The organism is Acinetobacter sichuanensis (assembly GCF_003024515.2).
Taxonomy (GTDB): Bacteria; Pseudomonadota; Gammaproteobacteria; order Pseudomonadales; family Moraxellaceae; genus Acinetobacter; species Acinetobacter sichuanensis.
In genome coordinates, this window is the sequence record NZ_PYIX02000005.1 from 25950 (window position 1) to 41138 (window position 15189).

12 protein-coding genes are annotated in these 15189 nt (G+C 36.8%); 6 read left to right on the forward strand and 6 right to left on the reverse strand.

The features are described 5' to 3' along the window. Positions 1 to 43: 43 nt before the first annotated feature. A complete protein-coding gene (locus tag C9E89_RS04835; RefSeq protein WP_107007246.1) occupies positions 44 to 418 on the reverse strand; it encodes a hypothetical protein in 375 nt (124 codons plus the stop codon). Positions 419 to 578: 160 nt separating this feature from the next. Here C9E89_RS04835 and C9E89_RS04840 point away from each other — a divergent pair, with 160 nt between their 5' ends. Continuing rightward, complete coding sequence (locus tag C9E89_RS04840) at positions 579 to 1256, forward strand: ion channel (protein WP_107007245.1); 678 nt, start codon at positions 579 to 581, stop codon at positions 1254 to 1256. Between the two features lie 162 nt (positions 1257 to 1418). Then, on the forward strand, positions 1419 to 3398 hold the full coding sequence (locus C9E89_RS04845; RefSeq protein WP_107007244.1) for a BCCT family transporter: 1980 nt from the start codon (positions 1419 to 1421) through the stop codon (positions 3396 to 3398). A gap of 64 nt (positions 3399 to 3462) precedes the next feature. Here the strand turns inward: C9E89_RS04845 and omp33-36 are convergent, their stop codons facing one another. Beyond that, positions 3463 to 4341, reverse strand: coding sequence for a porin Omp33-36 (gene omp33-36, locus C9E89_RS04850; RefSeq protein ID WP_265935919.1), 879 nt, complete (start codon positions 4339 to 4341; stop codon positions 3463 to 3465). Between the two features lie 1048 nt (positions 4342 to 5389). Here omp33-36 and blaOXA point away from each other — a divergent pair. Then, complete coding sequence (gene blaOXA, locus C9E89_RS04855) at positions 5390 to 6175, forward strand: class D beta-lactamase (RefSeq protein WP_228198984.1); 786 nt, start codon at positions 5390 to 5392, stop codon at positions 6173 to 6175. A 347-nt stretch (positions 6176 to 6522) separates the two neighbouring features. Continuing rightward, entirely contained in the window at positions 6523 to 7878 is a 1356-nt protein-coding gene (locus tag C9E89_RS04860) for an MFS transporter (RefSeq protein ID WP_107007241.1), read from the forward strand. A gap of 49 nt (positions 7879 to 7927) precedes the next feature. On the opposite strand, the gene C9E89_RS04865 is transcribed toward C9E89_RS04860, so the two are convergent. The 3 genes from C9E89_RS04865 to C9E89_RS04875 form a co-directional block, all read right to left on the reverse strand. Then, the gene (locus tag C9E89_RS04865; protein ID WP_107007240.1) at positions 7928 to 8791 is read right to left on the reverse strand and encodes an AbiJ-NTD4 domain-containing protein; all 864 of its coding nucleotides are present in this window, start codon (positions 8789 to 8791) and stop codon (positions 7928 to 7930) included. Positions 8792 to 8910: 119 nt separating this feature from the next. Continuing rightward, on the reverse strand, positions 8911 to 11742 hold the full coding sequence (gene uvrA / locus C9E89_RS04870; RefSeq protein ID WP_107007239.1) for an excinuclease ABC subunit UvrA: 2832 nt from the start codon (positions 11740 to 11742) through the stop codon (positions 8911 to 8913). Positions 11743 to 12014: 272 nt separating this feature from the next. Then, positions 12015 to 12389: a hypothetical protein gene (locus C9E89_RS04875; RefSeq protein ID WP_107007238.1), complete on the reverse strand. Its 375-nt coding sequence runs from the start codon at positions 12387 to 12389 to the stop codon at positions 12015 to 12017. A 169-nt stretch (positions 12390 to 12558) separates the two neighbouring features. Between C9E89_RS04875 and C9E89_RS04880 the strand changes: the two genes are divergently transcribed. Further along, the gene (locus C9E89_RS04880; protein WP_107007277.1) at positions 12559 to 12906 is read left to right on the forward strand and encodes a GlpM family protein; all 348 of its coding nucleotides are present in this window, start codon (positions 12559 to 12561) and stop codon (positions 12904 to 12906) included. 200 nt (positions 12907 to 13106) lie between these two features. Here the strand turns inward: C9E89_RS04880 and tenA are convergent, their stop codons facing one another. Next, on the reverse strand, positions 13107 to 13775 hold the full coding sequence (gene tenA, locus C9E89_RS04885; protein WP_107007237.1) for a thiaminase II: 669 nt from the start codon (positions 13773 to 13775) through the stop codon (positions 13107 to 13109). 221 nt (positions 13776 to 13996) lie between these two features. Here tenA and C9E89_RS04895 point away from each other — a divergent pair, with 221 nt between their 5' ends. Then, positions 13997 to 15082 carry a DUF475 domain-containing protein gene (locus C9E89_RS04895; protein WP_107007236.1) on the forward strand — a complete coding sequence of 362 codons (1086 nt, stop codon included), beginning with the start codon at positions 13997 to 13999 and terminating at the stop codon, positions 15080 to 15082. Positions 15083 to 15189 lie beyond the last annotated feature (107 nt).

Below are 15189 nucleotides of genomic sequence, written 5' to 3' on the forward strand. Positions count from 1 at the left end.
CCAAAAGGGACTTTTTTTATGCTGAGGAGTAGATGTTTTGAGGTTAATGTCGTGTATAAATCTCACCATCTAAAATCAAACGCCATTCATTATCTTGTTGATAAGGTGCTTTATTAATTTTAAAGTCCTTTGATAAATCACCTTCACCAATATGCAAATGCTGCTGATCAAGTTGAGTGAGTGGTGCTTTGATATTTGAAATTGTTGAAGACTTCATATCACTTGAGGCATTTTTTTGTTCTGAATGCAGGTGCTGTGAAAACTTAATTTCACCATTCTTTTTAATCTCAAGTGTACTATTTTCACTTTTCCATTCACCAATATAGTTTTGATTTTTTTCAAGTAAAGGATCTGTTTTTGTACAGCCAAATAAAATTAGACTGCTACATAAAATAACCCCATATATTTTTATTTTCATCATGATGTCCTTGTATGATGCTTTTGGGCTAAACGATTTTGAGTTTAAAATCTGACATAGTATCGAATGAAAGATAGGCAATGTATTGATGATTTTTTAAAATTTTCTGTAAGATATCGTATCATTCACCACAAAAAAATAAGAACGAAAAGGAAAATATATGCAAACGCTAGTGCAGTTTTGGAGAGGTTTTAAGCTTTTGCCATCAGCATGGTTGTTATTGGTACAACTCAATATGCTTATTTTATATTTAGTGACAAGTACCAGTCGTAGCTACCAAACTTTAATGTGGGCACTGGGTGTATTGGCATTATTAATGATTGCAAAGGTCATTCGACAGACACCTGTTTATAGTGTGATTGGACTTTTCTTTGTGACAGGCGCATTTATTTTTTCTATTTTGATGTTGATCGGTTTACGTTCTGTCCCTATGCAAATCACAGCACATTTATTTGAAGCAGCTGCTTATTTTTGTGCTGCTTATGGTTTAGTGCGCTATATGTTTGCAGACCGCTATTTAACCAAAGATGAGCTATTTGCAGCAGGAGCAGTATTTACATTGCTTGCATGGGGTTTTGCATTTTTATATAGCATTTGTCAGCTAACCGTACCCAATAGCTTTCAAAACCCAAATCATGTTGGTGAATATCAAACTTGGTTAGACTTACTGTTCTTAAGTTTTAGTTTGCAGTCTGCAACAGGACTTTCTGATGTTATTCCAATTGCACCCGCAGCACGTATTGTTGCAATGTTACAAATGTTCGGTGGCGTGATGTACTTAGCACTGATTGTGTCGCGCTTAATTGCTTTGCATTATATTGCACATAAGACCGATTAATCACCGATTGTGTTTTTACAGTAAGCCAACGTTTTGACTGTTTTAGATGAATTATCATGTTTTACAAGTTCTTTTTAGCTGAACTTGCTCTTTTTTCATGTCATGTGAATGCCTTTATTGACCTTTTGGTCTGTCCTTTAAGTAAAAAAATGTGAGGAAGATATGCCTTCCAAAAAACGATCTTGGTTTGATAATGTCAATCCAAATGTATTTTTTAGTAGCGTTGGGATTATTGTTTTATTTTTAGCAGTTGTAATTTTTACACCTAATGCTTTTGAACTGATCACTCAACATATGAATCAGTGGATTACTGATTCATTTAGCTGGTTTTATGTACTCTCTGTCGCCATTTTTCTCATGGTATTGGTTTTTATTGCTTTATCCGATATGGGGAAAATTAAATTAGGTCCTGACCATAGTCAGCCGTCATATAGTAACGGCTCATGGTTTGCCATGTTATTTACTGCGGGCATGGGGATTGGTTTAATGTTTTTTGGTGTAGCTGAGCCAGTCATGCATTATGTCAATCCGCCTACAGGTGAGCCTCAAAGTATTGAAGCTGCTCAGCAAGCAATGCGAATTACCTTTTTTCATTGGGGCTTACATGCATGGGCGATTTATGCTTTAGTCGGTTTAACATTGGCATACTTTGCCTTTCGTTATCATTTACCACTCAAAGTACGCTCTGGTTTATATCCCATTATTGGTCAAAAAATTTACGGTCCTTTGGGGGATGCTGTAGATACTTTTGCCACCATTGGTACAGTATTTGGTGTAGCAACTACGCTAGGATTTGGTGTAACGCAAATCAATTCAGGGCTTAGCTACCTGTTTGGTTGGGAAACTCAAATCAGTACACAAATTATTTTGATTATTTTTGTGAGTGCATTGGCTTCTTTATCTGTATTTCTCGGTTTAGATAAAGGAATTAAACGCCTCTCTGAATTGAACTTAGTTTTAGCATTGGCTTTATTGGTCTTTGTATTTTTGGCAAGTTCAAGTGTCTATATTTTACAAACCACGATTCAAAATGCTGGGCAGTATATGTCCAATTTATTTTCCATGACTTTTAATCTCTATGCTTATCAACCCAATGGCTGGATTGGTGGTTGGACGATTATGTACTGGGCATGGTGGATTTCTTGGTCTCCATTTGTTGGTATGTTCATTGCACGTGTATCACGTGGACGAACCATCCGTGAATTTATTGTTGGTGTTTTACTTATTCCAACAGGATTTACCCTGATTTGGATGGGGTTTATGGGGAATGCGGCATTATTTAGTATTTTAGAACAAGGAAATACTAGCCTGATTACCGCCGTGCAACAAGATTCCTCTGTAGCGTTATTTGAATTTTTAAATCATTTACCTTTTGCAAGTATCTCTAGTTTTATTGCGACGATTTTAGTGATTTTATTTTTTGTCACCTCAGCTGACTCTGGTGCGCTGGTCACAGATTATTTAACAGCAAAAACTGAAAATTCACCTGCATGGCAACGTTTATTTTGGACAGCTTTAATGGCTATTTTGTCCATTATTTTACTGTTGGTCGGTGGGTTAGGTGCATTGCAATCGGCAACCATGATGAGTGCTTTGCCATTTACTTTGATTATGTTACTGCTCTGTTGGGGGCTACTCAAAGCATTACGTTTAGATGTAACAAAAATGCATGCTTTACAAGTTGCACGTATTACGCCACGAGCAGTACAAAATCCAAGAAGTTGGCAACAACGCCTTGGGCTGATTATGCATTATCCGCATACCCATCACGAGGTTGAACAATATATACAAACAGTGGTGCGACAAGCTTTTGAAAATATTCAACGTGAATTTAAACGCCGACATTTAGATGTGAAAATTCAGGAAATTGAAGAAGGTTTGGTGCTGAGCGTTGACCATCAAAGCGAAGTCAATTTTGTGTATAAAGTTTTTAATCATGTCACAGAAGCTGCGAGTTTTATGCTCGATGAGCAGCATGAAAATATTGATACATTTTATCAAGCAGAAGTCTTTTTACGTGAAGGTGGACAGGGCTATGATGTAATGGACTGGACACAAGAAGATGTTTTACAAGATATTATTGACCAATATGAACGTCATTTACATTTCTTAAATGTGATTCGTAATTCAAACCTAGACTGATTTTTCAGATCAACAATAAAAAAGGACTCAAATGAGTCCTTTTTTTGCTTCTGAAGAAATATTCTTAGAAACGGAATTTCGCATTAACGCCCACAGTTTGAGTGTCGTTTGCTGCTTTAGAGTTCGCATTTACGTAGCTTGCACCCACTGCAACAGCAGGAGTGATGAAGTAATTTACGTTTGCGCCCCAAGCTGAATCAGGAGTTGCATCAAAGCTAGACTCTGCATAAGAAGCACCAACGCTTAATTGTGGGTTCAAATACAAATCAGTTTTTAATTGGTAAGCAGTGTCATCACCGTATACAAGACCAGTTTCAAAACCAATCGCCATATTTGTACCGTCAATGTTACCTACATATTTAGTACGTGCAGTGATTGCATCTTGGTCATCGCCAATTGTTGCAGATTCTGCAACAGCTTTTGCAATGCCTGTACCCATAACATTGAATGCATCAAGCGCAGCTTGGTCTGCAACACTTGTATAACCAACAGCAACTAAGAAGTTTTTAGTTGCAAGCGCACCCACTTCTAATGCATAACGATCACCATTGTCGTCAGCACGATTTTGGTTTTTGCTGTCTAAAATAGTATGACTATAAGAAGCACTTACATAAGCAGGAACAAATTTAGTTGGAATATAAGCTTCAGCTTTAGCACCAAAGTTATGTGCGATTACGTCAACACCATTTGAACCAACTTCGCCATAGTTATAAGCAAGCGAAACGTTAGAAGCTTGGTTTAAAAATGCAGCTTCAGCCAAAGGACCTTTAGAAGCATCAACGTCTTTAAGGTAATATGTACCTTGAATTCCACCTGTAAAATCTTTGTCATTTACAGTTGTGTCGATGTATTCAGATTGACCTTGAACTTCGAATTGATACGCTTGAGCACCGGTCATGGCTAATAATAAAGCAGTGGCTAAACCGAGTTTTTTCATAATCATTTCCAGTTTGTGAAATGGGTAAAATATACTGCATTGTATTGTAACAATGTATTAAGTCAATGAAGTATAAAGATATTATATTTTGAGTTTGTTTTTTAAATATGGTAGCGGTCGAAAATTGGACAAATGAACCTCAACCTGTCAACCCTGAAAAAATATCAATGAGAACAACTAACTAAACCTATAAAAATTATAAAATATGTATGTAGATTAGGTAAAAAAACCTTGAAAAGTGGATTGGTTTTATGGATTATTTTTATTTAATTGATCGAAATAATTGATTATTTCAGTTTTGTTTCAGTGGCTTTATTTAATGTGAATATGTGATTTGTTTCGTAATTTAAAAAGATAGATATTTTGCTAAAAACCTTCTTTTGTTTAAAAAATAAACATACAAAATTATTTTTGTTGATTTTTTATCATATTGTACAAATTATGTGATTTATTTCAAATCCTACTAAAACAATCTGCTTTACTTTATTGGTTAAATTTCGCATAATTCTTATATCAAATTTATATGACAAATTTGATAATTTATTCATAGTTTTACTTTTTAATGCCCAACTTTCCCCAAGGTTGGGCTTTTTTTTGATTAATTTTTAATAACATTAATATTAAAAAAATATTAATGTTTAGTTATTTTTCATCCTTAATTTAGTTGAAATATAAAATATTGTTTTGTATCGAAATTAAATAAATTAAAGACTTTTGTTGCACTATATTGGTGCGTATTTTTTATTCATTTAAGCGAAAAAGTTAAAAAAAACCCCAGTTTTTTATCAAAACTGGGGTTTTTCGCCAAAATCTTCGGAAAATTTAGAAATTCTGCTGAGGAATATTCCTAAATCGCCCTAATGGGGTGCATTATGCACTTAATTGTTGCACTTGTAAATATTTTCTTACATCCTTGTGAAAAAAACTTACATTTTTTAAAAATTAGATCAATTATGATGCGGTTTAAATACTATTTATTGGGTAAATAATGAACTATATCAAATGTATAGTTATTTTAGGTTTAGTTGGTATAAGTTTGGGCTGCCAAAAGCAAATGTTATCTCAGACAAATGATGTGATAAAAGTGCAGCCAATGCCTGAAAACTTATCAAGAGTACAAGAAATTCCATACTTATTTGATGAAGCACATACACAAGCAGTGATGGTGATTTATAACGGACAGCATTTTCAACAGTTTGGCAATAATTTGTCTCGTGCCAATCAGGCTTTTATTCCTGCATCAACTTTTAAAATATTGAATGCTTTGATTGGCTTGCAGCATAACAAAGCAAGTAATACTGAAATATTTAAATGGGATGGAAAAAAGCGTAGTTTTTCGAGTTGGGAGAAAGATATGACTTTAGCTGAAGCAATGCAAGCATCAGCAGTCCCTGTGTATCAAGAGTTGGCTCGTCGGATTGGTTTAGAACTCATGCAAAGTGAAGTCAAACGTGTGGGTTTTGGCAATGCTGATATTGGTAGACAAGTTGATCAATTTTGGTTGAAAGGTCCATTAAAAATCACACCACAACAAGAAGCAGCATTTGTATATGGTTTAGCAACAGAACAATTGGATTTTGATGTAAAAGTACAGCAACAGGTTAAACAAATGCTTTTGATCGAACAACGTGGTGACTTAAAACTTTATGCCAAAAGTGGTTGGGCAATGGATATTGAGCCACAAGTCGGTTGGTATACCGGTTGGGTCGATGATGGGCATGGTAAAATCACAGCATTTTCTTTAAATATGACGATGAAACAGGGTGATCAGGTTGGAGCAAGAAAAGAACTCACTTTAGATGTTCTTGATAAATTAAATATTTATAGTTATTTGAAATAAGAAATAAATAAAAAAAAGCCCAGTCGATAGAGAGGTGACTGGGCAGAAAATGTAATGCTAAGAAACTTACAGCGAATAAATTAAAAGCATTCATCAATTTGATAAGATTACTATATTCACTTTTTTGATATAAGTAAAACAGTTTATTTAAATAATATTAATTTAAAAAAACGATTATTGTGTAGTAAATATAGAAACTGAATTAAATATTTAGGCTTAATACAGTCATGAAGTCGATCAAGCCTGATCAAGCAATGTCACTAAAGGTATAAGGAGATACCTTTAGATGTATTGTGATTTATGACGATCCGTTCAAAATAAAATAAGAATCTGGATAAGGATGTAAAATGGATTTAACACCAAAACCCACACAAATTTCACAGGTTGTGGATCAGAGATTTTCACCATATCAATGGTTTATTATTCTTTTATGCTTTCTCATCGCATTATTTGATGGCTTTGACACCCAAGCAGTTGCATTTACAGGTCCAGCAATTATTGATGCATTTCAACTCGATGCCAAAGCTTTAGCACCTGTATTGACTGCAGGTATTATTGGCATGACAGTCGGGGCGATGTTCTTAGGGATGCTCGGAGATAAGTTAGGGCGCCGTAAGACTTTGATGATTTGTATATTTATTTTTGCGCTCGCGACTTTTGCAACGGCTTTTGTCACGCATTTAGATCATATTTTTGTCTTGCGAGTGATCGCAGGTTTAGGTATGGGAGGCGCAACGCCTGTGCTTTTGGCATTGGCATCTGAATATTCACCAAAGCGTTATAAAGGCTTAGTGACGACAGGTGTACTTTTGGCACTACCTGCAGGGGCGATGATTGGCGGTATATTGGCTGCTAAAATTTTACCACTTTGGGGTTGGCAAAGTATTTATATTATTGGTGGTGTCATTCCGTTGGCATTATTAGTTTTGATGTTTTTTGTTTTGCCTGAATCTTTGGAGTATTTGGCGCAGCGTCCTACGGAAAAAAATAAAGCCAGTATTGCCAAAATTTTAAATAAAATTTCAGCTCAACAGATTCAGCTTAATGAAGATGTTTTTGCAAAATCAGAGATTCAAAAAGTAGAGCCAGCCAAGCTTTCGAGTTTATTTCAAAATGGTTTAGCCAAAACCACAGTGGGTGTTTGGGGAACATATTTCTTTAACTGGATTGCATGGTTTATGTTACTGTCTTGGTTGCCAACGATTTTAAAACAATCTGGTCTAGATCCTATTCAAGCGCCTTATGCTTCTGTGACGGTAAATGCCGCATTTATTGTGTTTGCCATTCCATTGGCTTATTTTTTACCAAAAATTAATACAGTTAAAATTCTGTATTTTATGTTTGCTTGCGGAATTGCTGTTGCTATTGCTTTGGGTCTAAGTATTGAAACTGCACAATGGTCAATGATTTTTGCACTGATTGCATTGGCAGGTTTTGGTATTGGTGGACAACAACTCGCGTTAAATTATTTGGTGGTTGCATCGTATCCTGCTGAAGTTCGTGCAACAGCGACAGGTTGGGCGATTGGTATGGGGCGTTTTGGTGCGATACTAGGTTCTGCGATCGGTGGTACAGTTTTATCTGGTTTTGGTAGCAGTGGTTATTTTTATGCTTTGGCTATTCCATTGGTGATTGCTTGGGTTTGTGTGATTTTAATTCGTAAGCGTTATCAGCAAACAGACGAAGTAGTGGTGAGTCACTAAGTATATTAAGACCTCGAAAGAGGTCTTTTTTTATCGCTGAGTTAGGATATTAATCTTTGGTTTTTTCAATCAAATAGTTGATGAAGTTGGTACATGCAACGAGCATGAATTTAGCATCGATATAACTTAAATTGGATTCTTCAAGCATTGCATGGCGAATTCCATCTCCATCAGAAGTGTAACCATAAAGTTGGCTTAAACTTCCTTTTAGTGCAGGGTGTAAGCCGAATTTATCCTCAATAATTTTTAATGCTTTACCTAGAGTAGCTTTTTCATCATTGGTCACGATTTTACAAATGGATTCCACTGCACTGATTGATTCTTTTATTGAATTTCGATAGTCAGAATTTTGACGATCTGACATCAATTTAAGAGCTTGATTTAAATGTTGTTGTACACCTGAATAGGAATTCGTATTCTCTAAAGCATTTTCGATCGATTGGATTTCTTGTTCGGAAGTGATTTCTGTAACTTGATTATTAATAATGCGGTAAGCAGAATTTGTAATCTGAAATGAGATATTTAAGTGCCTAATGAACTCTTGTAAGTAATATGATGCTTCATGGGCACCATAGTAAGGGTAACGTTCTAATACTGCTTCAATAAAACTATAAGTTTGGTGCCATTCAAAATTTTTTAAAATTTTATTTCTTATATCTTGTCTAAAGGCTTTTAGGGAGGTTGGAGTTGTATCTAAGGTTTCCTTAAAAAAAGTGCGCCATAAATGTTTAACTAATATTTCAAGATTCGAATGAAGAATGTAATCTTTTTCATCGGTAAAACGACTCGAATATCTAGAAAAAATAAAGATGTCTAAATTGTTCCAAATTTCTTTTTTAAGATCATCATCCATGCTTTCTTTTTGAATAATTTCTCGAACTGGTTTATATCCATATCTTTCTGAAAAGCGCATTTTTTCCCCAATTAACTTGTTTTCATTTTTTCTATAACCTCTCCCTAGCCCTCTCCTAAAAGGAGAGGGAATTCCCTTCTTTTTTAAAGATGAGGAGCATTGCTCCGCAAGGGAGATTTTTATTTCAACATCGGCTTTAAAAACTTCGCTGTATGCGAAACTTTAGATTTCACCACGTCTTCAGGCGTACCTTCAGCAATAATTTGCCCACCGCCTGCACCACCTTCAGGACCCAAATCAATCACCCAGTCAGCAGTTTTAATCACATCCAAATTATGCTCAATCACCACAATGGTATTGCCCTTATTACGAAGCTCATGAAGAATATCCAAAAGTTTCGCAATATCATGGAAATGCAGACCTGTGGTTGGTTCATCTAAGACATACAAGGTTTTACCTGTATCACGTTTTGCCAATTCACGAGCAAGTTTGACACGTTGCGCTTCACCACCCGAAAGTGTGGTCGCAGATTGCCCCAAACGGATATAACCCAGACCCACCTGATTTAAAGTTTCCAAACGACGGTGAATGACAGGAATCGCCTCAAAGAAATGCATCGCATCTTCAACAGTCATACCTAAAACATCGGAAATATTTTTACCTTTATAGCCGACTTCCAAAGTTTCACGGTTATAACGATCACCATGACAGGCATCACATGGCACATACATATCAGGTAAGAAATGCATCGCCACTTTGATCATGCCATCACCTTCACAAGCTTCACAACGACCACCTTTCACGTTAAAGGAGAAACGACCTGCGGCATAACCACGTGCTTTGGCTTCAGGGGTTTGTGCAAACAATTCACGAATCGGGGTGAATAAACCTGTATAGGTCGCAGGGTTAGAACGAGGCGTACGTCCAATCGGGCTTTGGTCAATATCAACGACTTTATCGAGGAATTGCAAACCATCAATCGAGTCGAATTTCTCCGCAGTCAGCGTGGTTGCACCGTTCAGTTGCGTTGCTGCTAAAGGTAATAAAGTGCGATTAATTAAGGTGGATTTTCCTGAACCAGAAACCCCTGTGACACAAGTCATAATGCCCAAAGGAATAGTCAGATCGACATTTCTGAGATTATGTCCTGCCGCACCCATTAGCTTGATTTGTTCATCAGGTTTTGGCGGTTGCACACGTGTTTTCGGCACTTCAATTTTTAACTTGCCTGATAAATACTGACCTGTCAGAGAGTCTTGATTTGCCAAAATTTCATCATAGGTTCCTTCGGCAATCACATGACCGCCATGAATCCCTGCACCCGGACCAATATCAATAATATGATCGGCTGCACGAATCGCATCTTCATCATGTTCAACCACTAAAACGGTATTGCCTAAGTCACGAAGTCGAACCAATGTTTCAAGCAAACGATCATTATCCCGTTGATGCAAACCAATCGAAGGTTCATCCAAGACATACATCACGCCCATTAAGCCTGCACCAATTTGCGAAGCCAAACGAATACGCTGTGCTTCACCACCCGAAAGCGTTTCAGCCGAACGGGACAGGCTTAAATAGTTCAAACCCACAGAGACAAGGAAGTGCAAACGCTCACGGATTTCTTTAAAAATCTTATCGGCAATTTCGCCTTTGGCACCTTCAAGATTTAAATCCTGATAATAATCTTCCGCATCGCCAATCGACATTTTGGTAATTTGGGCAATGGTTTTGTCTTTCACCCGAACATGGCGTGAAATTTCATTTAAACGAGAACCACCACAGGCATCACAAGCGGCATTGGATAAATACTGCGCCAAATCATCACGAACATAGTTCGATTCCGTTTCACGGTAGCGACGTTCCAAGTGTGGCAAAATGCCTTCAAAAGCTTGTACACGGCTATGCTTACGACCACGCTCATCGATATAACTTAAATCAACTTTTTCTTTACCTGTACCATACAAAAATTTCTTTTTGGTGTCGGCATCGAGTTCATTCCACGGTGTATCCAAAGAAAAACCAAAATGATCCGCCACTTTTTGAATCATGCTGTAGTAATACGGACGCTGTCTGTCCCAGCCACGAATTGCACCTTGGCTGATCGAAACATCAGGACTTGGAATCAATTTTTCAGCACTGAAATGGCTACGTGTACCTAAACCATCACAGACAGGGCATGCTCCAAATGGATTGTTGAATGAAAATAGGCGTGGCTCTAATTCTGCTACAGCACGTTCACATTGTGGGCAAGAGTGTTTTGCTGAAAATACTCGTTCAGGTTGTTCGCCATTCATCCACGATAAAATTGCAATATCGCCACCTAAACGCAGTGCGGTTTCAAAACTTTCTGCAATACGGTTACCCAAATCATCACGGACTTTAAAACGATCTACAACCACTTCAATGGTGTGTTTTTTCTTTTTATCCAGTTCAGGTGGTGTGTCGATATCAATCACTTCACCATCGACACGGGCACGGACAAAACCCTGACTTTGTAATTGTTCAAATAAATTGCTGTATTCGCCTTTACGCTCTCGTACCACAGGTGCAAGCAACATCAGTGCTGTACCTTCTTCCAGACCTTTGACTGCATCAACCATTTCCGAAACAGTTTGCGCTACCATTGGCAGGTCATGTTCAGGACAGTAAGGTGTACCCACACGTGCATAAAGCAAACGCAGATAATCGTAAATTTCAGTAATGGTTCCCACAGTTGAACGTGGGTTATGGCTGGTTGATTTCTGTTCAATGGCAATCGCGGGGCTTAAACCTTCAATCGAATCAACTTCAGGTTTTTCCATTTGCGAAAGGAATTGACGTGCATAAGCAGACAAAGACTCAACATAACGGCGCTGACCTTCGGCATATAAGGTATCAAAAGCAAGTGATGATTTACCTGAGCCTGAAAGTCCCGTGATCACCACAAATTTGTCGCGTGGAATATCGAGCGATACGTTTTTTAAATTATGGGTACGTGCGCCTCGAATACGGATATGACTTTGACTCATAGAACGATCTCGAATGTATGCAATTTGAAGGCTATATATGATAGCGATTTAATTTTGTTCAAGCTGTATTAAATCGTTTTTTCGCGACATTTTATGTCGGATATGTGAAAGATCTATTAAATCAGAACCTTTCTTTGCATTTTTCAAATTCAATAAAATGAGCTTTTCATCAAGTTAAAGACAAAACTGTTCAAACGTCATTACTGTTGAATATGATGTTTGAGCAGTAAAATGTCCTATAGAATCAATCATTCGGTTTTATAAAAGCCCGATTAACATGCCATCGAATATGGGCGCTCGAAAATAGAATCTAAGTCTTCAAATGCAAATACTCTTGCAATATCATGGTGTTGTCTGGCATAAAAATTAACTTCCTTTTCAAGTAATTGTAGAAAATCATAATATTGATCTTCAAAATCATCTAAATCGAGTAAGTCCCAACCTTTTGTAAGATGGCAATTAAATTTTGTAATAAATGCCAACATCAATTTTTGAATATGTGTATTTGTATAATAAATCAGGTACGTTGCAGCAGAACCGCAATGCTGACACCCTTTTTCTAGATAAATTTCTTTATTGTTTAGCCAACAACATTGTAAAGTGAAAAATGTACGAATGGCTTCCGTTGCTAATGTTGGATCTTGCATCTGTACCTCACACCCTTAATTGATTTGATAATGATAATTATTATCATTTATTCTGGCATTATTGTATGACTTTGTCTAGTTTTGATTTTATTGCTTCGTGCCGATGTGTAGCAGTATGAAAGAAATACAGTAAAATTATATCTTCAAGTCGATGCAGAGCAGCTTAACCATGCTGTCTTTATTTTTAAAATGTGTGATTGGAGCAGTGGTTGTTTTGTTGATCGCTGTATTGTCAAAAAGCAAGGTATTTTATATTGCAGGTTTGGTACCTTTGTTTCCAACTTTTGCTCTAATTGCACATGTCATTGTCGCTCAAGATAAGGGTAGCCATGCTTTACAGCAAACCGCATTATTTGGCATGTGGTCTTTAATTCCTTATTTTGTCTATTTATTGGCGGTCTATTTGTTAGCACCTAAAGTGCCTATTTGGTCATGTTTAGGGCTCGCTACTCTGTGTTGGGTGTTGAGTGCCATTGTGTTGATTTATGCTTGGAATTTTTATTATGCATCAGCGTAAAAGATGAAAAGTTATAGCAAGGTATTAATACCTGTTAATTCAATAAAATTATTGGATAAACTTCTAAAAAATCCTCCCGAATACTTAGTCATATAAAGCGAGAAACTTCCACTAACTAAAGTAATTTTTAGTCATGAAAATTCTACTGCTTTGCAAAGGGAGGATTAAAAAATATCAAGTTATAGATTCTAAATGATTGATTAATCTAGGCTTAACCATTGTCTTTGATGATAAGCGCCATCCCAGAATAAATATTCAAGCTCAGCACCTTTGGTATATGCTTGATGCATTTTTTCAATGGTATCAGCATCGCAACGCGCTGCAATACGGTCAATAGTGGCTAAAACATTTTGAACAGCTTCATTAAAATGCTCACCTGAATAGGTGTCGACCCATGCTTGATAAGGGTTATTTGCCACAGATGCATTGACAATATCTTTGCCAACTTCTGCATAAATCCAAAAACAAGGCAGCAATGATGCTAATACAATAGGATAACTCTCAGACCAAGCCGTTGCAGTAAGGAAAGACGTGTAGTGATGACAAGCCAAAGTCAAAGGCGTATTTTCAAAATCTGCTTTGCTAATCCCAAAGTCTTTCATAAAACCATCATGTAAACTACGTTCTACAATAATGGCTTCTTTGGCACCTTGAGTGAATTGAATAATGTCATCAGCTGCAAATGCTTTTGCGCCACATACTGCAAGCGCACGTCCATAAGCAACTAAATAATGAGCATCTTGAATTACATAGTGGCAAAAAGCAGCTTTGCTTAAGGTGCCTGCTGCAAGTTCTTGGTTAAAAGGAAGAGCAAGCGTTTTTTCATAAAGCGCTAAATTACGTTGCCAAACATCTTGAGAAAAAGACATTAATTTATTCCAAATAGTTTATAAATTATGCTTTAACTATAACAAATAATAATTTTTTTGCGACATGAAAATCCGTTTAATTTCGTTTAAATATTCAAAAAAATCATACGAAGAATTTGAGAATAGTGTGAAAAAGTTGTCATAATTACGACATAAAGCTTAATTTTATTTAAGTCCTCTATTTATCATTAGATAAAAATTTATTTATAGGTCGATCTATCATGTGGAAACATTTTGGTTTCTCAATCATCTTTACGGTCGTCTGTCTTGCTATTTCTGCATATTGGGGCTTTACCCATGGACCAGAAGCAGGCATTAAGACGATGTTTACGGCATTAGCAATCACAGCAATTTTGGCAGTGATGGAAGTGTCGCTTTCTTTTGATAATGCCGTGGTCAATGCGTCAGTCTTACGTGGTTGGGATCATTTTTGGAAAATGATTTTCTTAACCGTGGGTATTTTGATTGCTGTATTTGGTATGCGTTTGATTTTTCCAATTGTGATTGTTGCTGCAACAGCAGATATGGGCATGATGGAAGTGGTCAATATGGCATTAAATAATCCAAAAGATTATTCTGAACGTTTAATTGCACATCATGCTGAAATTGCGGCTTTTGGTGGTTCATTCTTACTTTTAGTTTTTCTTAACTTTTTCTTGGATGAAGGTAAAGATACGCATTGGTTTGCATGGTTGGAAAAACGCTTAGCACATTTAGCTAATGTTCCTGCGATGTCAGTGTTTTTAGCTTTGATTGCATTGTTGATTATGGCGGCGAATGTCGAAGAAGCAAAACGTTTAGTGGTGACAATGGCTGGTATTTGGGGCATCGTGGTGTATGTAGGTGTGCAAGTCCTTAGTCATTTATTGGGTGGTGAACCTGAGATTGATGAAGACGGTAATGCCGTTGGTCATGATGCTTCAGGCGCACCAACTGGTGCAATTAAAGCAGGTATAGGTGGCTTTATTTATCTTGAAGTTTTAGATGCATCTTTTAGTTTTGATGGTGTCATTGGTGCATTTGCCATCACTTCAGACGTGGTTATCATCATGTTGGGTCTTGCCATTGGTGCAATGTTCGTTCGTTCAATGACGATTTACCTTGTTGAAAAAGGAACACTCGACGCATATGTTTATCTTGAACATGGTGCGCATTATGCGATTGGTGCTTTAGCATTTATCATGATTGCCAGCGGCACAGGTTTGCATGTCCCTGAAGTTGTTACAGGTTTAATTGGTGTTGCATTTATTGTTTGGGCAGTTTTAGCTTCAATCCAATATAACAAACGAATTGAACAGCAAAGTTAATTCTTTTTTAAGAAAAATGTTTACAATAAGGGACGCTTTGAAAGCGTCCTTTTTTATGCTCAATGTTTCCACACCGTCTGCAATATGCGATGATGTGGCTACAAATT